Raw genomic sequence first — 25079 nt, forward strand, 5'->3', positions numbered from 1 at the left:
GCGGAGCGTCGGCGAGTGACGACAACGCGGCAGATGTGCGTGCCAGACCCCGCGACGCCGGGCTGGTCCAAACGACAGGCCCTAGGTCCGGCGCGCTCAGCCCGGTGCGACGAGAGGTTCCGCCGGGTTGCGGAGCCCCTCGGCCGCATCGGCGACCCGCCGGATGAGATCGAAGAACACCGACTGCTCCTCGGCGGACAGCGGGGCCAGGAAGACCTGGTTCATCCGGGCCGTGCGCACGGTCAGCTTGCGGTGGGTGCGCACACCGTCCTCGGTCAGGCGCAGCAGGAAACGGCGGCCGTCCTGCGGATCACGCACCTTGTCGAGCAGCCCGCGGCGCCCGAGCCGGCTGATCACCTCGGCGATCGTCGACCGGTCGAGCCCCACCCGCTCCCCGACCGTGCGCTGGTCCAGGCCCGGCTCGGCGACCAGCGCGTTGAGGACCGCGAACTGCGGCGAGGTGATCTCCTCGGAGACCATCGTGTTCCACAGCAGGTAGTGGGCCTGCTGCAGTCGCCGGGCCAGGTGCCCAGGGTGGGTGGTGAGGTCCACCGCGGCCATGTGCGCTCCCGAGGTCGAATTCGTTGGTGCACTGAACGATACCCGTCGGCCAGTCGACTGTCTGTAGAGCTGCAGGCGGCTACTGACCTTGCTGTTCTTGGGGGTCTTGACGTCCGGCGGCTCCGGTGGCAGCGTGAAGGAAACTTCACCGAAATACTCAGTGCCCTGATTAATTCGTGACCGGGCGCTCGGACGGGATGGGGCTTCACGGATGGACAAGGTGGTCGCCACGGCCGCTGAGGCGGTGGCGGATGTGCCGGAGGGCTCATCGCTCGCGGTGGGCGGGTTCGGGCTGAGCGGTGTGCCGAACGTGCTGATCGGGGCGTTGTACGAGCGGGGCGTGTCCGGGCTGAGCGTGGTCTCCAACAACTGCGGGGCGATGGAGACGGGCCTCGCGGTGCTGCTCGCGGCGGGGCGGATCGCGCGGGTGACCGGCTCCTACATCGGGGCGAACAAGGAGTTCGCGCGGCAGTACCTGGCCGGGGAGCTGGAGGTGGAGCTGATCCCGCAGGGCACCCTCGCCGAGCGGCTGCGGGCCGGCGGGGCCGGGATCCCGGCCTTCTACACCCCGGCCGGGGTGGGCACGCAGGTCGCCGACGGCGGGCTGCCCTGGCGCTACGACGGCGAGGGCGGGGTCGCGCTGGCCTCGCCGCCGAAGGAGGTGCGGGAGTTCGACGGCACCGAGTATGTGCTGGAGCGGGGCATCCGCACCGACTTCGCGCTGGTGCGGGCGGCGAGGGGCGACCGGCACGGGAACCTGGTGTTCAACAAGTCCACCCGCAACTTCAACCCCCTCGCCGCGATGGCCGGGCGGGTGACGATCGCCGAGGTGGAGGAGCTGGTGGAGCCCGGCCAGATCGATCCGGACGCGGTGCATCTGCCGGGGATCTTCGTGCAGCGGGTGGTGGCCCTGACGCCGGAGCAGGCCCGGGACAAGAAGATCGAGCAGCGGACGGTGAGCAGCTGATGGCCTGGACACGCGAGCAGATGGCCGCGCGGGCCGCGCGCGAGCTGGAGGACGGGCAGTACGTCAACCTCGGCATCGGGCTGCCGACGCTGATCCCGAACTACCTGCCGCCGGGGGTGGAGGTGGTGCTGGAGTCGGAGAACGGGATCCTGGGCACCGGCCCCTATCCCACCGAGGACGCCGTCGACCCGGATCTGATCAACGCCGGCAAGGAGACCGTGACCGTCCTGCCGGGGGCGTCCTTCTTCGATTCGGCGCTGTCGTTCTCGATGATCCGCGGTGGGCACATCGACGTGGCGGTGCTGGGCGCGATGCAGGTCTCCGCGCGCGGTGACCTGGCGAACTGGGCCATCCCCGGGAAGCTGATCACCGGGATCGGCGGGGCGATGGACCTGGTGCACGGCGCGCGCACGGTGATCGTGGTGATGACGCACACCGCCAAGGACGGCTCGGCGAAGATCCTCGAGGAATGTGAACTGCCGTTGACCGGCAAGGCGTGTGTGAACCGCGTCATCACCGATCTCGGCGTGATCGATGTGACACCGGACGGGCTCGTGTTGACCGAGCTCGCTCCCGGCGTGAGTGTCGACGACGTCATCACCCGGACCGGCGCCAAGCTGACCGCCTCGGAGGACCTGCTGTGAACACGGTTTACATCGTCGACGCGGTGCGCACCCCGATCGGCCGCTACAACGGCGGCCTCGCCTCCGTCCGCCCGGACGACCTGGCCGCCCACGCGATCCGCGAACTCCTCGCCCGGACACCGCAGCTGGAGCCTTCCCGGATCGAGGACGTGTACTTCGGCAACGCGAACGGGGCCGGCGAGGAGAACCGCAACGTCGCCCGCATGGCCGGCCTGCTGGCCGGGCTGCCGACCTCCGTGCCCGGGGTGACCGTCAACCGGCTGTGCGCCTCCGGCCTGGAGGCGGTCATCCAGGCCGCCCGCGCCATCGCGGTCGGCGACGCCCACATCGCCGTGGCCGGCGGCGTGGAGTCGATGACCCGCGCCCCGTACGTACTGCCCAAGAACGCCAATCCTTTCCCCGCCGCCCACACCGAGCTGTACTCCACCACGCTCGGCTGGCGCATGGTCAACCCGCGGATGGATCCGCAGTGGACCATCCCGCTGGGCGAGTCCGCCGAACTGATCGCAGACAAGCACAAGATCAGCCGGGAGCAGCAGGACGAGTTCGCCCTCGCGTCCCACCGCAAGGCGGCCCAGGCTCAGCAACAGGGCCTGTTCGACGCCGAGTTGGCGCCCGTCTCCATCCCGCAGCGCAAGGGCGACCCGGTCGCCCTCGCCGCCGACGAGTGCGTCCGGCCGGACGCCTCCCTCGCCGCGATGGCCAAGCTCAAGCCGTCCTTCCGCAAGGACGGCGGAACGGTCACCGCGGGCAACGCATCGCCGCTGAACGACGGTGCTGCCGCCCTGCTGCTGGTCGACGAGGAGGGCCTGGAAGCGGTCGGCCGCGAGCCGCTGGCCCGCGTCTCGGCGACCGGCGTCCACGCCGTCGACCCGCACTACTTCGGCCTCGCCCCGGTCGAGGCGGTCAACCGGGCGCTGGCCAAGGCGGGCAGGACCTTCGCCGATCTGTCGGTGCTGGAGCTGAACGAGGCGTTCGCCGCCCAGGTGCTGGGCTGCGTCGCCGAATGGCCCGAGTTCGACCCCACGATCCTCAACCCGCAGGGCGGCGCCATCGCCCTCGGCCACCCGCTCGGTGCCTCCGGCGCCCGGCTCGCCGGGACCGTCGCGCACCAGCTCGCCCGCCGCGGCTCCGGCACCGGCGTCGCCACCCTCTGCATCGGCGTCGGCCAGGGCCTCGCCCTCGTCCTCGAACGTTAAGAAAACCCAGGCGTCAAGAACACCCAGGAAGCCCCAGGGGACCCCCATGACTCTCACCCAGCAGGACATCGACCAGGAGATCGCGGCCGAGCACGCCGCGTACGAGAAGCGGATCGCCGACGGGGCGCCCGTGGAGCACCAGCCGCGACGCGACTACGCGCCGTACCGCTCGTCCGTCCTGCGTCACCCCAAGCAGCCGCCGATCACCATCGACGTGACGAAGGACCCGGAGCTGGTGGAGCTCTCCTCCCCCGCCTTCGGGGAGCGCGACATCACCGAGATCGACAACGACCTCACCCGGCAGCACACCGGCGAGCCCATCGGTGAGCGCATCACCGTCTCCGGACGGCTGCTCGACCGCGACGGGCGGCCGATCCGCGGTCAGCTCATCGAGATCTGGCAGGCCAACTCGGCCGGCCGCTACGCCCACCAGCGCGAACAGCACGACGCCCCGCTGGACCCGAACTTCACCGGCGTCGGCCGCACGCTGACCGACGACGGCGGGCACTACCACTTCACCACCGTGCAGCCGGGCCCCTACCCGTGGCGTCAGCACCTCAACGCCTGGCGGCCGGCGCACATCCACTTCTCGCTCTTCGGCACGGCGTTCACGCAGCGGCTCGTGACGCAGATGTACTTCCCGAGTGACCCGCTGTTCCCGTACGACCCGATCATCCAGTCGGTGACCGACGACGCGGCCCGGCAGCGACTGGTCGCCACGTACGACCACAACCTGTCCGTGCCGGAGTTCTCGATGGGCTACCACTGGGACATCGTGCTGGACGGGCCGCACGCCACCTGGATCGAAGAAGGGCGCTGAGCTGCCATGACGAAGATCGACACAAGCCGTCCGGAGACGGTGCTCCCGACCCCGTCGCACACGGTCGGCCCCTTCTACGGCCACGCCCTGCCCTTCCCCGGCGGCGGCGACATCGCCCCGGTCGGCCACCCGGACACGATCACCGTCCAGGGGTACGTCTACGACGGAGAGGGCAACCCGCTGCCGGACGCCTTCGTGGAGCTGTGGGGCCCCGACCCCGACGGCAACATCCCGCAGGTCGACGGTTCGATCCGGCGCGACCCGGCGAGCGGCGGCTATCTGGGCCGCAACGGCGTGGAGTTCACCGGCTGGGGACGCATCCAGACCGACGCCAACGGCCACTGGTACGCGCGGACGCTGCGGCCCGGCGCGCGCGGGCGGAGTGCGCCGTACCTCAGCGTGTGCGTGTTCGCGCGCGGACTGCTGGTGCACCTGTTCACCCGGATCTATCTGCCCGGTGACGAGGCGGCGCTCGCGGCGGACCCGGTGCTGTCCCGGGTACCGGAGGCGCGACGCGGCACGCTGATCGCGACGGACGACGGCAAGGGCACCTACCGTTTCGACATCCGCCTTCAGGGCGAAGGCGAGACGGTCTTCCTGGAGTTCCAGTGACTTCTGCCGGCTTCGACGACACCGGCCTGCTCGCCCCCGGGTGGGCCGGCTCCCCCGCCGCCTCGGCGACCGGGGACACGGCCTTTCTGCAGGCCCTGCTCGACGCCGAGGCCGCCCTGACCCGGGCCCAGTCCGCCCTCGACCTCACGCCCTCCGAGGCGGCGGCCGCGGTGACCGAGGCGGCCGACGCCGCCCGCTTCGACGTACGTTCCCTCGCCGAGCGCGCCCGCGCGGGCGGCAACCCGGTCATCCCCCTGGTCGCCGACCTGACCAAGGCGGTCGGTGAGGAGTACGGGCCCTACGTCCACCGCGGCGCGACCAGCCAGGACATCATGGACACGGCGACGATGCTGGTCGCCGCGCGCACCCTGGACCTGGTCCTCTCCGACCTCGGCCGTACCGAACGGGCGCTGGCGCGGCTGGCCGCCGACCACCGCGACACCGCGATGCCGGGACGGACGCTCACCCAGCACGCCGTACCGACGACGTTCGGGCTGAAGGCGGCCGGCTGGCGGTCGCTCGTCCTCGACACACGCGACCGCGTCAAGGCCGTACGGGACTCGCTGCCCGCCCAACTGGGCGGCGCCGCAGGGACCTTGGCCGCCTTCACCGTGTACGGCGCCCGGGACACGCGGGCCCTGACGGCGGCCTACGCCCACGAACTGGGGCTTCGCGAACCGCTGCTGCCCTGGCACACCCTGCGCACGCCGATCGCCGACCTCGCCGGCTGCCTGGCCTTCGCGGCCGGGGCGCTGGGCAAGGTCGCCGGGGACGTGCTGACACTCGGCCGTACCGAGGTCGCCGAGGTCGCCGAGGGCAGCGGCGGCGGCTCGTCGGCCATGCCGCACAAGGCGAACCCCGTGCGGTCCACGCTGGTCGCGGCCGCGGCCAGGCGGGCTCCGCAGCTCGCGGCCACCCTGTACGGATCACTTGCCGCCGAGGACGAGCGTCCGGCCGGGGCCTGGCACGCCGAGTGGGAGCCGCTGCGGGACCTGCTGCGGCTGGTCGGCGGTGCGGCCCGGGACGCGGCAGAACTGGCCGAGGGGCTGCGCGTGCACGCGGACGTCATGCGGGAACACCTGGACCTGACACACGGGTTGATCGTCTCGGAGCGGCTGTCCGCGGAGCTGGCCCCCGTCCTCGGTCGCACCCGCGCCAAGGCCCTGCTCACGGAGCTGGCGAAGCGCACCTACAGCGAGGGGCGGCCGTTGGCCGAACTGCTCGCCGAAGAGCCGCAGTTGAAGGACATCGACCTCGCCGAGCTCACCGATCCAGCCCGCTACACGGGCTCCGCCGGAGCCCTCACCGACCGTGCCCTGGAGCGACGTTGACCGAGAAACTCCTCAACCACCGTGCCGAGGGGCCCACTTCCGCTCCCCCGCTGCTGCTCGGGCCCTCGCTCGGGACGTCGTACGCCCTGTGGGACAAGGTGGCACCCGAGCTGTCCATCACCCACCGCGTGATCCGCTGGGACCTGCCGGGGCACGGCGGGTCGGTGCCCGGCCTGATCGGTCCCGGCGCGACCGTCGGTGACCTCGCCGATCTGGTGCTCGCGCTCGCCGACTCGCTGGGCATCGAACGGTTCGCGTATGCGGGGGTGTCGCTCGGCGGTGCCGTCGGACTGCATCTCGGCCTGCACCACCCCGAGCGGGTGTCCTCCCTGGCCGTGATCTGCTCCTCGGCCCACTTCAACGGCGCGAAGCCGTGGCAGGAGCGGGCCGAGCTGGTGCGGCGCGAGGGGCTGGGCTCGCTGGTTGCGAGCGCGGACGCGCGGTGGTTCACGCCCGGCTTCACCGTGCCGGAGCTGGTGCGGGACCAGGCGGAGGCCGACCCCGAGGCGTACGCGGCCTGCTGTGACGCGCTGGCCGCCTTCGACCTGCGCGAGAGGCTCCCGGAGATCTCCGTGCGCACACTGCTGATCGCCGGGCGCGAGGACAGGGCGACTCCGCCACCGCATCTGCGGGAGATCGCGGACGCCGTGCCCGGCTCCACGCTGGTCGAGCTTCCGCACGCCGCGCATCTGGCGCCCGCCCAGTGCCCGGAAGCCGTGCTGACCGCCCTGCGGACCCACCTCGGCTCAGGTGCCAGGCGGGGCATGGAGGTACGGCGGGAGGTGCTCGGTGATGCGCACGTGGACCGGGCGCAGGCCCGGCAGACGCCGTTCACCGCCCGCTTCCAGGACTTCATCTCGCGCTACGCCTGGGGTGAGATCTGGACCGACCCGACGCTCAGCCGCCGCGAACGCAGCATGATCACACTGACGGCGCTGGTCGCACACGGGCACTACGACGAGCTGGCCATGCATGTGCGGGCGGCCCGGCGCAACGGGCTCACCCCCGAGGAGATCGGCGCCGTACTGCTGCAGACGGCCGTGTACTGCGGAGTCCCGGCGGCGAACTCGGCGTTCGCGGCGGCCCAGCGGGTGCTCGAGGAGGAGGACGGCCGCTGAGAGAGGCCGGTCTTTCAGGGTGACCCTGCTGGTGGTACCTCCAGCAGCACCTCGCACATGCCTGCACCGTGCGCCTACGGTGGAGGCATGTCCACCATCCTGATCACCGGCGCCACCTCCGGCCTCGGCCGCTACGTCGCCTTCGAGCTGGTCCGCTCCGGGCACGTCGTCCTCGCGCACGGCCGCGATCCGGGCCGCACGGAGCGGCTGGTCGAGGAGCTGCGCACCGAGGGCGACGCGGAAGGCTTCGTCGCCGACCTCGCCTCGCTGACGCAGGTGCGCGAGCTGGGCGCCCACGTCGCCGACGCCCACCCCGACCTCGACGTCCTGATCAACAACGCGGGCGTGGGAGCGGGCGCGCCCGACGCGGGGCGTGAACTGAGCGCCGACGGCCACGAACTGCGCCTCGCCGTGAACTACTTGGCACCGGTCGTACTGACCCGTGCCCTGCTCCCGGTACTGCGCGCGAACACCCCCGCCCGGATCGTCAACGTCGGCTCGGTCGGCCAGGAGCCGCTCGACTTCGACGACATCGAATTCAGGCGCCAGTACGACGGCTTCGCCGCCTACCGCCGCGCCAAGTTCGCCCTCGCGGCGCACACCTTCACCCTGGCCGAGGAGTTGGCGGACACGGGCGTCTCGGTCAACGTCCTCCACCCGGCCACCTTCATGGACACAGCCATGGTCCGCGAGGGCGGAGTCACCCCCTGGAACACGGTCGCGGACGGCGCCCCGGGCGTACTGGCCCTGGCGACCCAGGACCTGGGCACGGGCGGCTACTTCGACGGCACGAGCCGGGCAAGGGCACACGAGGCAACGTACGACCGCGAGGTGCAGAAGCGTCTGTCGACGGTCACGGACCAACTGCTGGCGCTGTAAGGGCTGTTAGGGCTGTTAGGGCCACGGCCACGGCCACGGCCACGGTCTCAGCTCAACGCAGTCCGCTCCCTGTTTCCAGAACCTTCCTAGCCTGCGCCACCAACCCATCCGCCCCGCACGAACGAGCAAGCGCCAGGCCCCTGTTGAGTTCGGCGACGGACCGCGCAGCGATCCCGTACTCGACACGCGCCGCCGCATGCTCGTACTGGCACGGCGACGCCTCCAGGTAGGTGACAGCCTGCGCGGCCAACCGGACAGCCCGCTGCCCGGTCTCCAACGCCGCCGCACACCTCAACGCCTCTCCGATGGCAGTATCCGTACCGAACCGCTCGGCCTGCCGCCGGGCATCGGCGGCGAGTTGACCAGCGCGAGCCGGATCCTCCGACGCGAGGGCCCGCGCAAGGTCCAGCGCCCAGGGCACGACCACCGGATTGTGGTGGTCGCGCGCCGCGGCCGCCTTCTCGGCCTCCTCCAGCTCGTTGATGCCTTCCTTGGTACGGCCGACGGCGAGCAGCAGCCGGCCGCGCACCGAGCGCGGGTCCGGCATCACGATGGGGGACGGATAGGCGGGCGCGAAACCGTTCTGCTCGGCGATCGCCCAGGCCTCGTCGACGTGGCCGCGGGCGAGCAGGACGTCCACGAGGTTGCAGGTTGTGGTCCAGTACAGGGGCAGGCCTCGGCCGACGCGCTCGGCGATGCGCAGCGACTCGCGCAGAGCCGCCTCCGCCTCCCTGAGCCGTCCCCGCCTGCGGTGTGCGAGGCCGATGTGGGCGTGCGCGAGGGAGAGGTGGCCGCCGCTCCAGCCGGCCGACTCGTAGGTGCGGAGGGCCTCGTTGTAGAGGCTCTCGGCGCGGTCGAGGCGGTCGGTGTAGGCGTAGGAGTTGGCGAGCATCAGCGGGAGTTCGATGCCCCACTCGGTGTCGGTCCAGCCGAGTCCGGGTGCGAGGCGGCCGTTGATGAGGGCGCGGTCGCACAGTTCGACCACCTCCTCGGCGTTCTCGCCCTGGAGCAGGGCGTCGAAGCCGCGCAGCATGAGCAGGGCGCGCTCGGAGTTGTTGCGGCCGATGCAGGTGCGGACGAGGTCGGCGAGGCGCGTGGAACGTCCCGGGGACGTCGACTCGCCGGCGTAGATGCCCTCCCACATGTACTGCACGGCCTGCAGCCGCATCTTGGCGGGCCCGTCCTCGTGCCGGGCGGCCTCCGCCTCGACCGTGCGGACGGCCGCCTCCAGCTGGTCGTTGTGGAGGAGGGCCTGGGAGAGGCGGACGACGGCGTCGACGCGCATGTCGCCGTCGAGGCCCGGCATGCCGAGCGCGGACTGCAGGTGGTCGATGGTGGTGGCCGGGGCGGTGAGGAGGGTGGCGCAGCCGAGTTCGTAGAGCACGCGCGCGTGGACCTCGGGAAGGGGCGGTTCCAGCAGGGCGCGCTCCAGACAGCGGCGGGCCGCGTCGGGGGCGCCGACGGCGAGGTGTTCGCGGGCCGCCTCGCGCAGCTGCTCGACGAGTTCCTCGTCGTCGTCCGGGTGCACCTGGAGGAGGTGCCGGGATGCCATGGCGGCGCCGCGTCCGGACTCGGTGACGACCTGGGCGGCGATGCCGTGCATGGCGGTGCGCAGGGCGTCCGGGATGGAGTTGTAGACGGCGGTGGCGATCAGCGGGTGCACGAACTCGAGGTCGCCGTCGTCGGCCTGGGCGCCGGCCGGGTCGAGTTCGGTGAGGATGCGGGCGTCCTGGAGCAGCTCGGCGCAGCGCAGTGCCTCGTCGTGGTCCATGGTGGCGAGCTCGGCGACCAGGCCGACGGAGATGCCGGTGCCGAGGATGGCGGCCGCCCAGGCGAAGCGGGTGGCGTCGATGCCGAGTTCCTCGAGGCGGGCGACGAGGCCGCCGCCGCGGGCCGAGCGGTTGAGGGCGCGCAGCTCGGCGGCCGCGCTCTCGGTCGGCTCCAGCTCGCTGTCCTGGACCTTGGCGAGGAGTTCCACGGTCTCGTACGGATTGCCGCCGGTGACGGCCCAGACCTCGCGGCAGAACGGAGCGTCGGCGTGTGCGCCGAGGGTGGCGCGGGTGAGGCCCGCCGTGGCGTCCGGGGTGAGGGCGTTCAGTTCGGCGTCGGGGTGGCCCGAGGCGGCGGCGATCGCTTCGAGGTGGCGGGCGCTCTCGCCGCTGACCTCGCCCGGCCGGCGGGCCACGACGACGAGGACGGACAGGTCGTCGAGGCGTTCGGCGAACGCGGCGAGCCAGCGCAGTGTCTCCTGGTCGGCCCAGTGCGCGTCGTCGACCAGCAGGACCAGCGGCCAGTCGCGGCGGGCCAGCCGGCGCACCCCGGCGACCAGGCCGTCGCACACGCCCTGCGGGTCGGCCTGGCGTTCGCCCGGTTCCGTGATGCCGAGGGCGGGGCCCGCGATGTCGTACCAGTCGCCGAGGTATTCGCGGGCTTCTTCCGGCATCAGCGACACCAGCGCGGGCTGCAGCAACTGACGTACCACATTGAAGGGTACGGACCTGAGGGTCTCGCCGCCGCGGGCCGACCACACCGTGCAGCCCTGCCGTTCCGCGATGCGGCGGGTCTCGGCCAGCAGGGCGGTCTTGCCGAGGCCCGCCTCGCCCCGGACCATCAGCAGGCTGCCCGAGGACGAGCGGTCGGCGCACAGCGTGTCGATCGCCTGCGCTATGGCGGTGATCTCCTCGTCGCGCTCCCACAGGGAGGCCGAGGCGGCCTCCATGGGCCGGACCTCCGTCATCCCGCTACCTCCCCAAGTCGCCCGAACGACGTACAGACATCGAGCGTAGCCGTCGGATTGCAGAAGTGGAGGGGGGTCCGGGCAGCTGTTGCCGTGATGGGTGACAGCGGGTGCGGGCAGGCGACGCATGAAGCCTGTCATCTGCCTGTCTGAAGGTAACAGACAGTCAAAAGGCGCTGAAGTGACGCTGTTTTCGGACAACGCCGGGACATGCGGGAGTCGTCTGCGGTACGGGCCCTGGCGGCCGGTTCGGTGGGCACCTTCGTCGAGTGGTACGAGTCCGGTGTCTACGGCTGCTTCGCGACCGTGATCGCGGCGCGGTTTCTTCGCCCCGGAGGGCGGCAGCGAGGTCGAGGGACTGGCCAGGACGTATGTGTCGTTCGCGCCGGCGTTCTTCTTCCGGCTTCTTCCGGCCGGTCGGGGCTGCCCTGTTCGGGCTGTGCGCGCCTCCGACGAACTGGGGCTGGCGTCGGACGCCAAGGAGGCGTACACGTTCGCCGTGCTCGGGTTCCTGACCGCGCGCGGGCGCCGAAACGGGTGGTGGTGGCCCGATGCCGGATGCCTCTCATCCGGCTTTCACCGAGGCCTCATACGGTGGGGGCATGACGCAGGTGACTCCTCCCGGGTGGTATCCCGACCCCGGGCAGACAAGTGAGGCTCCCGCCACCGAGCGCTGGTGGGACGGCAAGGCATGGACGGACCGGACCCGCCCCGCGGGGTCGGCCGCCGTATGGGGTCCCCCGGCGCAGTCGCCGACGGCCGGGGCGGATCCGGCGAACACCGTCCCTCCCGAGGTCCCTGCTTATGCGGCATACCCCGGGTATCCGGCCTACCCCGCCCAGCCGCCGGCCGCTCCGCGGCGCGGTCTGCGTACGGGCATCGCCGTCGGGGCGGCCGTGGTCGTCCTCGCCTGCATCGGTGTGGGTGTGTACGCGCTGGCGGGCAACGGCGGTTCGGGCGGCGACGTCAACTCGCAGCAGGGGCCGGGCGGCCAGGGTGGCCCGGGCGGCGGTCAGGGCGGCGGCAACGGCGGGAACGGCGGTTCGGGTGGGAACCAGTCGCCCGGACCCGGCCAGTCCGAGGCTCCGAAGATCAAGAGCGGTTCGGTGTCCGATCCCATCAGCGGGATCAGCCTGCCCATCCCGGCCGACTGGTACGGCCAGCAGATCGCGGTGGGCGCCTCCGTCACCTCCAACGACTCCTACAAGTGCCCCGGCGACACCTCGCAGACCTGCACGAAGGGCGGCGCTTACTCGGCGCCGGCCGCGGTCCTCAAAACCGCCGGCAGCACGGCCGAGGAGGTCGCGAAGGCCGACATCAAGGCCAACGCCGAGGAATCCTACGGCGGCAGGACCTACGGCTCGATCACCTCGCACAAGGTGCTCGACTCCAGGGCGGTCACCGTGGCCGGGCAGAAGGGCTACCTGGTCCGCTGGCAGGCCATCACCAGCAAGGGCTCCGACGGCTACGTCGAGTCGCTGGCCTTCCCCTCCCCCGCGAACCCGTCGCAGATCGTCGTGGTCCGCTTCGGCGTGGACGTCGCCGAGAAGCAGTCGGTCATCGACGACATCACCAAGGGCATCAAGGTCTCGACCGGCGGCGGCAACGGCCAGACGGTCTGAACCGCCCCGGACAGCGATCGGCCGGGTGGGGCACCCCTCCGCTCAAGAGGAGCCCCACCCGGCCGGGGGTGCGCGCCGCCCCCGTCCCCACGGTGCGGCGCGAGCAGGTCGCCGTCCAGTCATCCCACGGACGGCGACCTGATTCTCAGGTCAGCCCCAGTGCCGGCAGCACCGCGGCCTCCACGAAGCGGACCAGGTAGTCGGGGTCGGCGTACTCGCCGTCCACGACGGGGCGGGCGCGTACGACGCCGAACATCTGCGCAGGGATGTACTCCAGCGCCGGATGGCCGGCGGTGATCTCGCCACGCTCGACCCCGCGATGGAGCATCTCCTTCAGCGCCGCGATCTCCGGCTCCACGAGCGCCTCACGCAGCGCCTTGGCGAGCTCGGCGTCCTGGGTGACGGCGTGCCCGAGGGCCTGCAGCAGCTTGGTGTCGTTCTGCGACCAGCGGCCCACGGCCCGCGCCGCCTCGCGCAGGTCGTCCGCGAGCGATCCGGTGTCGATGCCCTCGAAGCGGGCCTTGCGGCGGGAGCGCAGGGCGGCCACCACGAACTGGGGCTTGGTCTTCCACTGCCGGTACAGCGTGGACTTGCTGCAACGTGTGCTGGCGGCGACCCCCTCCATGGTGACGGCTTCATATCCGCATTCGCGGATCTGCTCGAGGACGGCGTCGAAGAACTCCTGCTCACGCTCGCGCGTGATCTTGGAGCGGCGCGAGGCGGCGACCGTCTGCGGTCCGTCCGCGGCCTGCGACGTCATCTGCTCGTCTCCCTCACTCCGAGTGCCGGCTTTATGCGTGCTTTATTCCCGGCTTCCAGTGTGTCGTACCTCAATCGATACGCCAGTGTACCGGAACGCTCGCGTATCGGTACACTGCCGTATCGGAACGCTTTCGTTTCGGCACGCGAGCGTACCGATGAGTTCGGGCTCCGGCCCGGGTCTCACCACGCACCAGCACACGCACCACCGTCAGCGAAGGGGCCGGGGGATGAATGCCCGCACCGAGCCTGCAGAAGGAGAGACCGAAGAGACCGGCGCGATGGCGCGGCCTCCGGTCGTCCGTGAGTTCCTGCTCGTCGCGGGGCTCTTCCTCGTCTACAAGTTCGGCCGCCAGCTGGCGACCGGCCACACCGGCGAAGCCCTGCGCAACGCGCACCGCGTGTGGGACCTGGAACGGACGCTCCATCTGCCCGGCGAGGGTTCGGTGCAGTCCGGACTGCTGCACAGCGACACCCTGGTGCACCTCGCGAACACCTACTACGCGACCGTCCACTTCCCGGCCACCGCGGCCTTCCTGATCTGGCTCTACCTGCGGCGCCCGGCGCACTACGTGTGGGCCCGCCGGGTCCTGGCCATCCTCACCTCCGCGGCCCTGGTGCTGCCCTTCGTGTTCCCGCTCGCGCCGCCGCGGATGCTGGCCGCCACGGGGCTCGTCGACACGGCGCGCGTGTACGGGCCGTCGGTCTACGGCCCGCCGTCCTCGGACCACCTCTCGAACCAGTTCGCGGCGATGCCGTCCCTGCACTTCGGCTGGGCCCTGATGGTCGCGGTCGGCCTGATCGCGGCGACCCGGTCCCGCTATCGCTGGCTGTGGCTGCTGCATCCGCTGGTGACGCTGCTGGTCATCGTGGGCACGGCGAACCACTACTGGCTCGACGCGATCGTCGCGACCGCCATGCTCGGCGCCACGCTGGCGCTGACACACCGGCCGCACCGCACGGTGACCACGGCCGGCCGCGGCAGCGCGAAGCTCGCCGCTCCTGTCTCCGACGACCACGTCCTCGTAGGAGCGGGCCGATGACCGCCACACTCGTCGCCGTCGCCCTGTCGCTGGTCTCCGCCGTCGCGTACGCGGCCGCCGCCGTGGCCCAGGAGCGGCTCGCCTCCCGCAGCTCCGGCACCGGCATGCTGCGGCTGCTGGGCACGGGCGCCTGGTGGGCGTCGGTCGGGCTCAACGCCGGCGCGGCCCTACTGCACGTCGTGGCCCTCAAGTACGGTCCGCTCACCGTCGTCCAGCCGCTCGGCGCGCTCACGCTGGTCGCCGCGGTGCCGATGGGGGCGCGCGCGGCCGGGCGGCGGGTCAGCGCGACCGAGTGGCGGGGCACCGCGCTGACGCTGGCCGGTCTGGCCGCACTGCTGGTCACCGCGTCCGGTTCGGCGCCCGAGCAGGTGCTGAGCCTGACCGAGGCACTGGCGGTCGCGGGGGCCACGGCCGCCCTGATCGGGCTGCTGTCGAGGCCGGGAGCCCGGCCGGGTCTGCGGCACGCCACGGCGTCCGGATTCGCCTCGGGCGTCGCGTCGGCACTCACGCAGACCGTGACGGTCGCCGCGACCGGCCGGTCGGGCTCCGCACCGAGCCTCCAGGTCGTCCTGGTGGCGGTACTGGTGGCCGCCTTCGCGGTCGGCGGACTGCTGCTCTCCCAGACGGCCTACCGGGGCGGACTCGGCGCCCCCCTCGCCATGGTGACGCTCTCCAACCCGGTGGCAGCCTCGCTGATCGGCCTCACCCTGCTCGGCCAGGGCCTCCGCGGCGGCCCGGAGGGCATCCTCCTGGCCCTCGCAGGCGCGGCCCTGGCGTCCTGGGGCGTCGTACTCCTGACCCGGGTGACGCCTTCTCCGGTCACATCGGTCGACGAGGACCATCCGGTGGCCGCGGTCCTGGCCCTGAAGCCGGAAACCGCAACGCCCGAACCGGCGTTGGTGCCCCGGCAGTCCGCGGAGCCAGGACACCTGACCCCGCTCTGAGCGCCCCGTCCCGCGTGGGCTACCCCAACCCGCGAGAGTCCTGCTTGAGCGCCGTGTCCACCGTCAACGCCGTCGCCACCACAAGACTCAACAACGGCTCAGGCAGCTGGTAGTGAATCTGCAGCACATAGTTGTCCGCAGTCGTGAACATCGTCTTGGCAAGGCCTTCCCAGGTCTTGGTGATCCGGGCAACCTCGTTGTCCGCATGGTCGACGATCGCGAAGTTCCACGCCCGCCAGTTCTCCGCCTTGATCGCCCCCACCTGCTGACCGTTCGCGTTCATCGCGAAATTGATCTTCCCGATCATGTTCTGCTGAACGATCTCACCGACGGGCGAACCGTCCGGACGCGACACGAGCACACGGGACTTGAACACCTTGGCGGGCCGCGTCAGCACCAGCTGCGGCCGGCCGTGGGCGTCCCGGATCTCCAGCCGGTGGGTCATGAACTGGTCGAGGCTGGAGACGAAGCGCGCCACCTTCTTCAGCGTGCTCTGCCCGACCTCCGTCACCGAGCCGATCTGGTTGCCGTTCTGATCCATGACCTTGTACTCGTTGGTCAGCTCGATCAGCTTGGCCTTCTGGTTGACCACCAGGACCGGCTCGGTGAACAGGCTGCCGCCGCCGGGGCCGCCGGCGGCGACCCCGGCCTGCTGCTGCACCTGACGCTGCACACGCGGGTCCGGCCCGGCGGCCTGCCGCGGCACCTGCTGGGCAGCCTGGTTCTGTTGGCCTCCCTGATCCGGGCTGGTGTGCTGGGTCCACTGGGCGCCGTCCCAGTAGCGGAGAGTCTGGGGCGCTCCGTGCGGATCCGGGTACCAGCCTGCAGGAGTGTTCGAATGCGTGGTCACCGGGGCACACTATCCCGGGCCCACCGGCTCCTGGCCAGTCCCCGCGATCCGCAATTCAGCAGCCTTTGTCCGACAGTTCACCCGGTGAGTTCACCCGGTGATGATCGCCGGATCGCTCACCCCCGGCCGCCCGTTCTCCACGTGTCCCGCGAACTGCCGCAGGAACTTCGCGTCGGCCTCGGACGTGACGGTGAGGTCGTACCAGCGCCGGCTCGCGGCGAGGTCGACGGTGTGCTTCACCGTGGCTCCGGGCCGCACCGTGAAGGTGCGGGGCTTGCAGCCGTATCCACCCGTCAGCTTCAGACGGACCGTGCCGGAGCCCTTGTTGGTGAAGGTCAGCTCGATGTCGTCGCCACTGTGGCGGGCGGTTACCTCGGGCCCTGCCACCTTGTTCGGTCCCTTGAAGACACGCAGGAAGCCGTTCGGGCCGTGCACGGCCAGGTCGTACGAGCCGTTCGAGTACGCCGAGTTCCAGGCGTCCGAGACGGTCTTGCCGGCCTCGGTGGTGTAGCTCCAGGGCCCGTCCGTGCGGTTGCCGGAGGTCACCAGGAAGGCGGCGCCCGCCTTCGCTCCGGAGGCGAAGGTCAGCGTGAACTTCCCGGCGGCCGTGTCCGCCGAACCGTCCACGTACGGGGCGTACTTGAGGGGACGCGCCGGACGCAGGCCGCGCTCCTGCTTGGGCAGGACAGGGTTGGCGGGCGGGGTCGGCACATAGTCCGGGTGGCGGTTGTGGTCCGGCGGCTGGTAGCCGTCGGTGCCCGGCAGGGCGACCGGCTTGGTGTCGGTGCGGGAGAAGTCGAACGCGGAGGTCAGGTCGCCGCAGATGGCCCGGCGCCAGGGCGAGACGTTCGGCTCGTGCACGCCGAAGCGACGCTCCATGAACCGGATGATCGAGGTGTGGTCCATCGTCTCGGAGCAGACGTAACCGCCCTTGCTCCAGGGCGAGACGACGATCATCGGCACCCGCTGGCCGAGCCCGTAGGGGCCGGCGGGGTGGCTGCTGCTGCCGTTGAACAGGTCCGGGCCTACGTCGACCGTCGACTTGCCCTGCGCCGCGGAGCCCGGGGCGAACGGCGGGACGAGGTGGTCGAAGAAGCCGTCGTTCTCGTCGTACGTGATGAACAGGGCCGTCTTCGCCCACACCTTCGGGTCGGAGGTGAGCGCGTCGAGGACCTGGGCGACGTACCAGGCGCCGTAGTTGGCGGGCCAGTTGGGGTGCTCGGTGAAGGCCTCGGGGGCGACGATCCAGGAGATCTGCGGCAGCTTGCCGCCCTTCACATCGGCCTTCAGCTGGTCGAAGAAGCCCTCGCCCTTGCGGGCGTCGGTGCCGGTGCGGGCCTTGTCGTAGAGGGGGCTGCCGGGCTGGGCGTTCTGGTACTGCTTGAAGTAGAGCAGCGAGTTGTCGCCGTAGTTGCCGCGGTAGGCGTCCTGGATCCAGCCCCAGCCGCCGTTCGCGTCGAGGCCGTCGCCGACGTCCTGGTAGATCTTCCAGGAGACGCCTGCCTTCTCCAGGCGCTCGGGGTAGGTGGTCCAGCTGTAGCCGGCCTCGTCATTGCCGAGGACCGGGCCACCGCCCTGGCCGTCGTTGCCCGTGTAACCGGTCCACATGTAGTAGCGGTTCGGGTCGGTCGAGCCGATGAACGAGCAGTGGTACGCGTCGCAGATGGTGAAGGAGTCGGCGAGCGCGTAGTGGAACGGGATGTCGTCGCGGGTCAGGTACGCCATCGTCGTGGAGCCCTTCGACGGGACCCACTTGTCGTACTTGCCCCCGTTGAAGGCGGCATGTCCGTCGTTCCAGCCGTGTGGGAGGTCCTGGATGAAGGCCAGGCCCAGGTCGTCGGCGTCGGGGTGGAAGGGCAGGATGTCCTTGCCGCTCGCGTCCGCCTGGTACCAGACCGGCTTCCCGTCCTGCCGGGTGACCACCGGGCGCGGGTCGCCGTAGCCGCGCACACCTCTGAGCGTGCCGAAGTAGTGGTCGAAGGAACGGTTCTCCTGCATCAGGACGACGATGTGCTCGACGTCCTCGATGGATCCCGTGCGGTGGTTCGCCGGCAGCGCGGCGGCGCGCTGGATGCTGTTCGACAGGGCGGTGAAGGCGGTGGTCGCGCCCGCGAGTTGCAGGAATCGGCGCCGATTGACTTCGGGCATGGGTGAGGGCCTCTCGCCTCGGGGATGTTCGACCGGTCGGATCTGACGGATTGCGCGCGGAGCGAGTGTTCCAAGAGCACCAAACGTCAGGGAAGGGTCTGGTGGCGTCTGTGTGAAAGTCGTCGGTACGTGAGGTGTGCCGCGGCGGTTGCACCGTCCCGCAGAGTGCGGACGACTCCCTGGCGGGCCGCGAACGCGCCGAGCAGCTGGGCCCGGACGCGGCCCGTGCGCTCAGTGCAGCGCATCCGACAGCCGTACGAATGAATGGCCGGCGGCCAGCAGTCGGGGCACGGCGGCGGTGATACCCGCGGCCGTACCGCCCTCCGGGTGGTTCATGTGGCAGATGACGACGGAGCCTGCGGGCGCGGACCCCACCGTCGTACGGACCTGCTCGGGGCTGAAGGTGGCGCCCGCGTCGCCGTTGACCGAGAAGCCGGCGAACCGCTCTCCCATCGCGGTGACGATCCTGGCCGCGACGTCGTCGCAGTACGCCGTACCGGATCGGAAGAAACGCGGCGGGCGGCCCAGCAGACGGGTGAGCTTCGCCCGGTTGCCGGCGATCTCCTCGTAGACCTCGGCGGCGTCGCGGGTGCCGGGGATGCCGTAGGCGGAGCGGCCGGTCACCGAGAGGGGGAGATGGCGGGTGCCGTGGTTGGCGATCTCGAAGAGCGGCTCGGCGGCCAGTCGGCGGAAGACGGCCGGATTGGCCTCGATCCAGCGGGAGTTGATGAACAGAGTCGCCGGAATCTCCCGCCTGCGCAGGAAGTCGATCAGGGCTCGGTCGTAGCCGCTGCCGCCCCGGCCGCCGCAGGCGTCGAAGGTCAGCGCGATGCCCCGCTGACCGGCGGGGAGCCGGTGCACCACACCGGGCCCGTCGAAACCCCAGGTGTGCGGCACGGCGTGACCGTAGCGGGCGACGATCTCGGCGCGGGTCGCGGCAGACGGACGGTCCGGCCTGGCTCTGGCCGAGGGCGAGGGACCGGCGGAGGAGGGAGCGGAGGAAGGGGCAGCGACAGGCGGTTCCGCCTTGGACGGCCCCTTCTGCGCCGTGCAGCCCGCCAGAGCTCCCCCGGCCAAGGCCGCCAGCACCATACGTCGACTCGTACTCATCCACTCCCACCCGCCCGGACTCACGGCGGCAACGCTAGGCAGCGCACACTCGCCGCCCGCCCCTGAACCGGACAAGCCTTGCCCAAAGATCCTTTGCTGATGATTTGCCCTGTTCCACCGAACCGAGGGCGGCTCCGGAGAGCGAGTCCATGGAGGCTGGTGCGGCGGCCCGAGACATCGTAGACGGCCGGATGCGCCCCGGCCCTCCGGTGATCGGCCATGTGGCGCGGGACAGCCGGCGGCCGTCCACCAACGGTGCACTCGGCTCCCGGTCACCCGCGCGCTGCGCACCTGCGTGTGCCGCCGTATCCGGCCTCCCGGCACGCCGAACGGGGAGCCGGACCGCCGCCGTCCGACCACTGCGGGAACCGCCGGCAGCTGACTGCCGGCAAGCGAGTCGCCGACCGCATCCGGCGCCTGGCTCCGGCCTCGGCCACCGGGCGATGAGCGGTCGGCTGCGCCCACTCTCGGTCGCCCCCGATCAGCCCGCATCCGGCCGATCTGCCCGTGCCGGAGCGGCTGCCGGCCGCGCTCTGCGGACGTCCCGGACCGTCTACTGGTGCGGAACGCCAGATGGTCCCCTCCTGCCGGCCGCCCGGGCGCGGTACCGGCCCGCTGACGGGCGTCGGTGGTGCGTTTCAGGCCGCGTAGCCGGGCACGGACGGCCAGCGGACCGTCAGCACCACCGATTCCTCCTCCGCGAACCAGGAGTGCTCGACTCCGCGCCCCCACACCACATAGTCACCCTGCCGTGCCAGGAGGACGCTGCGGCCGGGGAGTTCGACGCGGAAGCGGCCGCTGACGAGGACCAGGAGAGCGGTCCGCTCCTCGCCCTTCACCCACTCCGCCCGCTCGTCGCCGGGCGGATGGACACCCCATTTGATCTCCACGTCCGTACTGTGGCGAGGGTCGCCGACGTCCTTGAAGTGCCCGAGCAGCCAGCCCCGGTCGAGTGCCGCGTCCTCGCCGGCGTTCCCCACGTACACGTTGTCGCTCACGCACCCGGACGCTAGCAGTAGGAGGTGGGCGTGGTCGGTGCGGCGGCCGGTCCCGGTGATCTCCTCGGCGCCGGGCGGGCCGCGGAACGGCACGGTAGGCGTGCCGGGGCTCTGACCAGCGATTCCACGGAACCCCTTCCGCCTGGCAGAAGCCACCTTGCGCGCCCACCGCAGCCGTCAGGACGCTGAGTCCAACCACGGCACGCGGGGCGACGGCGCCCCGCTCTCAGGGACGGGAACGCCATGCCGCACATCACCGCATTTGCCAGGAACCAGTGGTACGTCGCCGCCTACAGCCACGAGGTCGGGCGCGAGGAGCTGCTCGGCCGGACCATCCTCGGTGAACCGCTCGTGTTCTACCGGACGGAGGAGGACGGCACGCCGGTCGCGCTCGCCGACCGCTGTGTGCACCGCCGCTTCCCGCTGCACGAGAAGCCCAGCCGGCTGGACGGCGACAAGCTGGTGTGCGGCTACCACGGGTTCACGTACGACACGACGGGGACCTGCGTGTACGTGCCCGGCCAGAAGCGCGTCCCGCGCACCGCCCGGGTCGCCTCCTACCCGGTGGTCGAGGTGGACTCCCTGGTGTGGGTGTGGATCGGCGACCCGGCCCTCGCCGATGCGCAGACCATCCCCCGGGCCCGGCACCTCGACGCGCCCGGCTGGGTCACCGTCCGCGGTATGGAGCCCATCGACGCCGACTACGGGCTGCTGGTCGACAACCTCCTGGACCTCTCCCACGAGACGTATCTGCACGGCGGTTACATCGGCAGCCCCGAGGTCGCCGAGACGCCGATCACCACCGAGGTCGACGAGGGCGCGGGCATCGTGCGGGTGAGCCGGCACATGGACGACGCCGAGTGCCCGCCGTTCTACGCCAACTCCACCGGCATCCAGGGCCGGATCACCCGCTGGCAGGACATCGAGTACCACGCGCCCTGTCTGTATCTGCTGCACAGCCGGATCGCGCCGGTGGGCGTGGAGCCGGAGGCCGACGGCAGCGACCCGAACGGCTTCCACACCGAGATCACCTACGCGATCACGCCGTCGACGGACGGCAAGGTGTACGACTTCTGGGCCGTCTCGCGCGACTGGGCGACGGACGACAGCGAGGTCACCGAGTTCCTGCGGAGCAACAACCACACCGTGGTCATGCAGGACGTGGACGCGCTCAACCTGCTGTACAAGACGCTCGGCACGGAGCGGACGGGGTATCAGGAACTCAGCATCAACATCGACACCGGCGGTCTGGCCGCCCGCCGTATCCTCGCCCGCCTGGTCGAGGAGGGCGACAAGCCCGTGGAGAAGGTCCTGTGAGCAGCCCCACCGGAGAGATCTACCGCATCGACTGGCTGCCGGGCACCGACATCCTGCACGGCACCTGCCACTGCGGTGCCGAGCACAGCGCCCAGGACCCGGTCGAGATGTGGGAGTGGATGCTCGGCCACCCCGAAGGACACGAGCCCGCCGCGCCACGAGGAAACAGCTCATGACCGTGTACGAAGCCGAACTCGTCGTCGAGCGCCGGGAGTTCGCGGCAGACGGCGTACTCGCCCTCACCCTGCGCCATCCGCTCGGCGAGGACCTGCCGGCCTGGGAGCCGGGCGCGCATGTCGACGTCGTGCTCGGGCCGGAGCTGGAGCGGCAGTACTCGCTGTGCGGGGATCCCGCGGACCGTTCGGTGTGGCGGATCGCGGTGCTGCGGGAGCCTGACGGGCGCGGCGGTTCCGCCCATGTGCACGAGCAGGTGGGGCAGGGCGACAAGGTGCGGGTGCGCGGGCCGCGCAATCACTTCCGGCTGGAGAGCGCGCCGCGTTACCGGTTCGTCGCGGGCGGGATCGGCATCACCCCGATCCTCCCGATGCTGGCCGCCGCGGAGGCCGCGGGCGCCGAGTGGACGCTGCTGTACGGCGGCCGCACCCGCAACTCCATTGCTTTCACTGAGGAGTTGGAGCGGTACGGGGATCGGGTGAGCGTCTGCCCGCAGGACGAGACCGGGCTCCTCGACCTCGGTTCCGTGCTGGACGACCTGCCCGAGGGCACGCTCGTGTACTGCTGTGGTCCCGGGCCGCTGCTGGACGCGGTCGAGGAGCGGTGCCCGGCCGAGCGGCTGCGGGTCGAGCGGTTCTCTCCGAAGGCCCAGGGGGCCGGCGAGAACAGCGAGTTCGAGGTGGAGCTGGCGCAGAGCGGCCGTACCGTCACGGTCGCGCCGGACGTCTCCGTGCTGGATGCCGTCCGCGCGGCCGGCGTGGAGGTGCTGTTCTCCTGCACGGAGGGCACCTGCGGCACCTGCGAGACCGACGTCCTCGACGGCACCCCGGACCACCGGGACTCGGTGCTCACCGCCGAGGAGCAGCAGAGCGGGGAGACGATGATGATCTGTGTGTCCCGCTGCCGTGGAAAGAAGCTCGTGCTGGACCTGTGACGGTGAGGCCGGCCCGCTCCTGGCCCGACGATGGCGCCCCCTGACGCAGTAGCCGTCAGGGGGCGCAGCCGCGGGACCGGTGGCACACCCGGTGGCCCCGCAGCGCGGTCACGACGTCGAATACGCCTCCACCTCGCTGAACTGGCCGGCGGGCCAGCCGGTGTTGGCGCTGACGGTCAGCCGCAGGTGACGCAGGCTGGTACCGGCCGGCAGGGCGACGGTCGCCGTGTTGCCGGTCGCCGGGTCGAAGCGGTAACCGGTGGCGCCGACGACGGTCGAGTAGGTCGAGCCGTCGGTGCTGCCCAGCACGGTGATGGTCTGGGTGCGGGCGCCCCAGGCGGAGGACGGCGGCAGCTTCAGCACCAGCCGGCGCACCGCCTGCGTCGAGCCGAGGTCGACCGTCCAGGACTGCGGGAAGGCGTTGTTGGTGGACTCCCAGTAGCTGTTCGCGTCGCCGTCGACCGCCTTGCCCGGCGTGTAGACGTCCTGGGAGCCCGTGGCGGTGGCCGGGCGGCCCTTGGCGAGGTTGCGGGTCGGGTCGGGGTCGGGGTTGCCCTGGCCGGGCTGCGGCCAGGTCGAGCAGTCGGCCCAGGTGCTGCTCCAGCCGGAGTTGCCGCCGCCGTCGGTGAGGGTGAAGGTGCCGGAGCCGGCCGGGTAGGGGCAGTTGTAGACGCCTGCCGCCCCCACCCCGGTGGCCTGGACGTTGCTGAACTTCGCCGAGCCCTGCGTCTCCGCCTGGACGACGACCGTGCCGGTGTTCTGCACGGTCGCACCGCTGACGGTGATGTTGCCGGCCGGGTAGCCGTGCCCGCCCCCGGACACGAACTCGAAGGCGCTGTACGGGCTGTCGGTGACGGTCGTGTCGGTGATGTTCACGGTGGCGTTGACGGCACTGTCGTACGAGTCGACGCGCAGCGCGCCCATCGGATGGTTCCAGTTGGGGTTCATCGCGCCGGTGCGCACGAGCGTGTTGCCGGCGACCGTGATGGTGCCGGCCAGCGGGGAGAACGGGTCGAGGAACTTCTGGTTGGAGATGGCGATGCCGCTGCCGAGGGCGTTGGTGTCGGCGACCAGGTTGTTCTTCACGGTGATGTCGGTGCCGCCGTAGATCGCGATGCCGTTGGCGAGGTTCGGCTGCGAGACGGTGTTGTTCTCGAAGCTGGAGTCGGTGTCGGCGGAGTACAGCGACCACATGGCGAGCGAGTCGTCACCCTGGTTGCGCAGGAAGTTGCCCCGGACGCGGACCCCGCGCGCGTTGCCGTTGAGGTTGAGGCCGTCGGCGGTGGTGTCGAGGATGCGGTTGTTCTCGACGACCAGGTTGTCGTTGTCCCCCATCAGCCAGAGGCCGACCTTCACGTGCTGGATCCACATGCCGGAGACCGAACTGTTCGGTCCCAGCGAGCCGTTGACGAAGTTGTCCGGGTTGGAGTCGACGCGCTCGGTGACCTCGCCGATCACCGCGAAGTCCTTGATGTGCACACCGCCCGACGAACTCGACTGGTCGATGAATCGCGAGGTGTGCACGACGGAGTACCAGCTGCCGGCGCCCTGCAGCGTGACGTTCTGGACTCCGCTGAGCGAGGACGTCAGCCTGTAGTCGCCCGGCGGGATCCAGACCACTCCGCCCTGCGCGGCCGAGATCGCGTCCCGGAAGGCCTGTGTGGAGTCGCCGTTGCCACTCGGATCGGCACCCTTGGAGGTGACCGAGACCGAGCCCGCGGGCTGACCGGCGGCGGCGTCGACCTGCTCGAAGTCGGCCACGTCGACGGTGACCTGGGTCCCGGTCGACTGGAAGGCGATCTTGTCACCGGCCTGGACGTTCTGGCCGAGCAGCAGTCGGGCGTCGTCGAAGAAGTGGTGGGTCTTTGCGCCCGGGATCCAACCGGTGTCGATGTACGAGTACTTGGAGGTGACCGCGAGCGTCTTGGCGATCTTCTGGCCGTTGACGTACACGTCGAGCGTGCCGGACTGGCCGTCGGGGACGCTGTAGGAGACGTTCACGGCGTTCGCCGCGCGCGGCACGGTGAACTCGACGCGCTGGCCCGAGGTGAGACGTACGGCCTGGCGTCCGGAGGCCTCGGAGGCGAGGGTGCCCTGCGTGTAGTCCGGGCCGATCCTGGTGCCGGTGGTCGTCGCCGACTCGGCCTCGACCGAGGTGAAGGGCACAGTGGCGCCGGAGGCCGCGTGCGCGGCGGGGGCCGTGGCGGTGAGCAGACCGGCGGAGAGGGCGACGACCGTCAATACTGGCATGCCCCTGACAGTTCTGTGCATGTGCTGATCCCTTCGGGGTGGGGGTGCGGGGATGGCGGGAG

Annotated in this window: 22 protein-coding genes; 14 read left to right on the top strand and 8 right to left on the bottom strand. The window is 71.2% G+C overall.

Going from position 1 to position 25079, the window contains the following annotated elements; all coding sequences use genetic code 11:
- Positions 1-96: 96 nt before the first annotated feature.
- Positions 97-561, bottom strand: a complete 465-nt coding sequence (locus tag ACFY1U_RS13660; protein WP_390694296.1) for a MarR family winged helix-turn-helix transcriptional regulator — start codon at positions 559-561, stop codon at positions 97-99.
- Between the two features lie 211 nt (positions 562-772).
- On the opposite strand from ACFY1U_RS13660, the gene ACFY1U_RS13665 reads away from it, so the two are divergent.
- From ACFY1U_RS13665 to ACFY1U_RS13700, 8 genes are all read left to right on the top strand, one after another.
- Entirely contained in the window at positions 773-1528 is a 756-nt protein-coding gene (locus tag ACFY1U_RS13665; RefSeq protein ID WP_390694297.1) for a CoA transferase subunit A, read from the top strand.
- Entirely contained in the window at positions 1528-2172 is a 645-nt protein-coding gene (locus ACFY1U_RS13670; protein ID WP_390694298.1) for a CoA transferase subunit B, read from the top strand. The genes ACFY1U_RS13665 and ACFY1U_RS13670 overlap by 1 nt, the downstream gene beginning before the upstream one ends.
- Positions 2169-3371, top strand: a complete 1203-nt coding sequence (locus ACFY1U_RS13675; protein WP_390694299.1) for a thiolase family protein — start codon at positions 2169-2171, stop codon at positions 3369-3371. The genes ACFY1U_RS13670 and ACFY1U_RS13675 overlap by 4 nt, the downstream gene beginning before the upstream one ends.
- A 46-nt stretch (positions 3372-3417) precedes the next feature.
- A complete protein-coding gene (gene pcaH, locus ACFY1U_RS13680; protein WP_390694300.1) occupies positions 3418-4191 on the top strand; it encodes a protocatechuate 3,4-dioxygenase subunit beta in 774 nt (257 codons plus the stop codon).
- Between the two features lie 6 nt (positions 4192-4197).
- Positions 4198-4803 carry a protocatechuate 3,4-dioxygenase subunit alpha gene (gene pcaG / locus ACFY1U_RS13685; protein WP_390694301.1) on the top strand — a complete coding sequence of 202 codons (606 nt, stop codon included), beginning with the start codon at positions 4198-4200 and terminating at the stop codon, positions 4801-4803.
- Entirely contained in the window at positions 4800-6134 is a 1335-nt protein-coding gene (gene pcaB / locus ACFY1U_RS13690) for a 3-carboxy-cis,cis-muconate cycloisomerase (protein WP_390694302.1), read from the top strand. Before pcaG ends, pcaB begins: the two co-directional genes overlap by 4 nt.
- Positions 6131-7252 (top strand): 3-oxoadipate enol-lactonase, encoded by a 1122-nt coding sequence (gene pcaD, locus ACFY1U_RS13695; RefSeq protein WP_390694303.1) that lies wholly within the window; start codon positions 6131-6133, stop codon positions 7250-7252. The genes pcaB and pcaD overlap by 4 nt, the downstream gene beginning before the upstream one ends.
- A gap of 87 nt (positions 7253-7339) precedes the next feature.
- Positions 7340-8131: an SDR family NAD(P)-dependent oxidoreductase gene (locus ACFY1U_RS13700; RefSeq protein ID WP_390694304.1), complete on the top strand. Its 792-nt coding sequence runs from the start codon at positions 7340-7342 to the stop codon at positions 8129-8131.
- A 52-nt stretch (positions 8132-8183) separates the two neighbouring features.
- On the opposite strand, the gene ACFY1U_RS13705 is transcribed toward ACFY1U_RS13700, so the two are convergent.
- Positions 8184-10868, bottom strand: a complete 2685-nt coding sequence (locus tag ACFY1U_RS13705; RefSeq protein ID WP_390694305.1) for an ATP-binding protein — start codon at positions 10866-10868, stop codon at positions 8184-8186.
- Positions 10869-11470: 602 nt separating this feature from the next.
- On the opposite strand from ACFY1U_RS13705, the gene ACFY1U_RS13710 reads away from it, so the two are divergent.
- Positions 11471-12490: a DUF2510 domain-containing protein gene (locus ACFY1U_RS13710; RefSeq protein ID WP_390694306.1), complete on the top strand. Its 1020-nt coding sequence runs from the start codon at positions 11471-11473 to the stop codon at positions 12488-12490.
- Positions 12491-12635: 145 nt separating this feature from the next.
- On the opposite strand, the gene ACFY1U_RS13715 is transcribed toward ACFY1U_RS13710, so the two are convergent.
- Entirely contained in the window at positions 12636-13250 is a 615-nt protein-coding gene (locus ACFY1U_RS13715; protein WP_390694307.1) for a TetR/AcrR family transcriptional regulator C-terminal ligand-binding domain-containing protein, read from the bottom strand.
- A 229-nt stretch (positions 13251-13479) separates the two neighbouring features.
- On the opposite strand from ACFY1U_RS13715, the gene ACFY1U_RS13720 reads away from it, so the two are divergent.
- Together ACFY1U_RS13720 and ACFY1U_RS13725 are read left to right on the top strand one after the other, a co-directional pair.
- Complete coding sequence (locus tag ACFY1U_RS13720) at positions 13480-14292, top strand: phosphatase PAP2 family protein (protein ID WP_390694308.1); 813 nt, start codon at positions 13480-13482, stop codon at positions 14290-14292.
- Entirely contained in the window at positions 14289-15236 is a 948-nt protein-coding gene (locus ACFY1U_RS13725) for a hypothetical protein (protein WP_390694309.1), read from the top strand. Before ACFY1U_RS13720 ends, ACFY1U_RS13725 begins: the two co-directional genes overlap by 4 nt.
- Positions 15237-15255: 19 nt before the next feature.
- Here the strand turns inward: ACFY1U_RS13725 and ACFY1U_RS13730 are convergent, their stop codons facing one another.
- The 4 genes from ACFY1U_RS13730 to ACFY1U_RS13745 all read right to left on the bottom strand — a co-directional run bounded on the left by ACFY1U_RS13730 (position 15256) and on the right by ACFY1U_RS13745 (position 20342).
- Positions 15256-16086 carry a phospholipid scramblase-related protein gene (locus ACFY1U_RS13730; RefSeq protein ID WP_390694310.1) on the bottom strand — a complete coding sequence of 277 codons (831 nt, stop codon included), beginning with the start codon at positions 16084-16086 and terminating at the stop codon, positions 15256-15258.
- A gap of 90 nt (positions 16087-16176) precedes the next feature.
- A complete protein-coding gene (locus ACFY1U_RS13735; RefSeq protein WP_390694311.1) occupies positions 16177-18234 on the bottom strand; it encodes a phosphocholine-specific phospholipase C in 2058 nt (685 codons plus the stop codon).
- Positions 18235-18465: 231 nt separating this feature from the next.
- Positions 18466-19131, bottom strand: coding sequence for a polysaccharide deacetylase family protein (locus ACFY1U_RS13740; protein WP_390694312.1), 666 nt, complete (start codon positions 19129-19131; stop codon positions 18466-18468).
- Positions 19132-19982: 851 nt separating this feature from the next.
- Complete coding sequence (locus ACFY1U_RS13745; protein WP_390694313.1) at positions 19983-20342, bottom strand: signal peptidase I; 360 nt, start codon at positions 20340-20342, stop codon at positions 19983-19985.
- A gap of 243 nt (positions 20343-20585) precedes the next feature.
- Between ACFY1U_RS13745 and ACFY1U_RS13750 the strand changes: the two genes are divergently transcribed.
- From ACFY1U_RS13750 to ACFY1U_RS13760, 3 genes are read left to right on the top strand one after another with little or no spacing between them, the layout of a single operon-like run.
- Entirely contained in the window at positions 20586-21659 is a 1074-nt protein-coding gene (locus tag ACFY1U_RS13750; RefSeq protein WP_390694314.1) for a Rieske 2Fe-2S domain-containing protein, read from the top strand.
- Positions 21656-21835 carry a hypothetical protein gene (locus tag ACFY1U_RS13755; RefSeq protein WP_390694315.1) on the top strand — a complete coding sequence of 60 codons (180 nt, stop codon included), beginning with the start codon at positions 21656-21658 and terminating at the stop codon, positions 21833-21835. Before ACFY1U_RS13750 ends, ACFY1U_RS13755 begins: the two co-directional genes overlap by 4 nt.
- A complete protein-coding gene (locus ACFY1U_RS13760; protein ID WP_390694316.1) occupies positions 21832-22767 on the top strand; it encodes a PDR/VanB family oxidoreductase in 936 nt (311 codons plus the stop codon). Before ACFY1U_RS13755 ends, ACFY1U_RS13760 begins: the two co-directional genes overlap by 4 nt.
- 108 nt (positions 22768-22875) lie before the next feature.
- Here the strand turns inward: ACFY1U_RS13760 and ACFY1U_RS13765 are convergent, their stop codons facing one another.
- Positions 22876-25017: a discoidin domain-containing protein gene (locus ACFY1U_RS13765; RefSeq protein WP_390694317.1), complete on the bottom strand. Its 2142-nt coding sequence runs from the start codon at positions 25015-25017 to the stop codon at positions 22876-22878.
- Between the last annotated feature and the right edge of the window lie 62 nt (positions 25018-25079).

The sequence above is a fragment of the Streptomyces sp. NPDC001351 genome, assembly GCF_042896045.1.
Lineage (GTDB): Bacteria > Actinomycetota > Actinomycetes > Streptomycetales > Streptomycetaceae > Streptomyces.

Excerpts from the sequence above, each read along its gene's own strand:
- ACFY1U_RS13670 (WP_390694298.1), top strand. The coding sequence starts at position 1,528 with ATGGCCTGGACACGCGAGCAGATGGCCGCGCGGGCCGCGCGCGAGCTG.
- ACFY1U_RS13700 (WP_390694304.1), top strand. The coding sequence starts at position 7,340 with ATGTCCACCATCCTGATCACCGGCGCCACCTCCGGCCTCGGCCGCTAC.
- ACFY1U_RS13760 (WP_390694316.1), top strand. The coding sequence starts at position 21,832 with ATGACCGTGTACGAAGCCGAACTCGTCGTCGAGCGCCGGGAGTTCGCG.
- pcaG (WP_390694301.1), top strand. The coding sequence starts at position 4,198 with ATGACGAAGATCGACACAAGCCGTCCGGAGACGGTGCTCCCGACCCCG.
- ACFY1U_RS13705 (WP_390694305.1), bottom strand. The coding sequence starts at position 10,868 with ATGACGGAGGTCCGGCCCATGGAGGCCGCCTCGGCCTCCCTGTGGGAG.
- pcaH (WP_390694300.1), top strand. The coding sequence starts at position 3,418 with ATGACTCTCACCCAGCAGGACATCGACCAGGAGATCGCGGCCGAGCAC.
- ACFY1U_RS13765 (WP_390694317.1), bottom strand. The coding sequence starts at position 25,017 with ATGCCAGTATTGACGGTCGTCGCCCTCTCCGCCGGTCTGCTCACCGCC.
- ACFY1U_RS13710 (WP_390694306.1), top strand. The coding sequence starts at position 11,471 with ATGACGCAGGTGACTCCTCCCGGGTGGTATCCCGACCCCGGGCAGACA.
- ACFY1U_RS13725 (WP_390694309.1), top strand. The coding sequence starts at position 14,289 with ATGACCGCCACACTCGTCGCCGTCGCCCTGTCGCTGGTCTCCGCCGTC.
- ACFY1U_RS13660 (WP_390694296.1), bottom strand. The coding sequence starts at position 561 with ATGGCCGCGGTGGACCTCACCACCCACCCTGGGCACCTGGCCCGGCGA.
- ACFY1U_RS13750 (WP_390694314.1), top strand. The coding sequence starts at position 20,586 with ATGCCGCACATCACCGCATTTGCCAGGAACCAGTGGTACGTCGCCGCC.
- ACFY1U_RS13720 (WP_390694308.1), top strand. The coding sequence starts at position 13,480 with ATGAATGCCCGCACCGAGCCTGCAGAAGGAGAGACCGAAGAGACCGGC.
- ACFY1U_RS13665 (WP_390694297.1), top strand. The coding sequence starts at position 773 with ATGGACAAGGTGGTCGCCACGGCCGCTGAGGCGGTGGCGGATGTGCCG.
- ACFY1U_RS13715 (WP_390694307.1), bottom strand. The coding sequence starts at position 13,250 with ATGACGTCGCAGGCCGCGGACGGACCGCAGACGGTCGCCGCCTCGCGC.
- ACFY1U_RS13735 (WP_390694311.1), bottom strand. The coding sequence starts at position 18,234 with ATGCCCGAAGTCAATCGGCGCCGATTCCTGCAACTCGCGGGCGCGACC.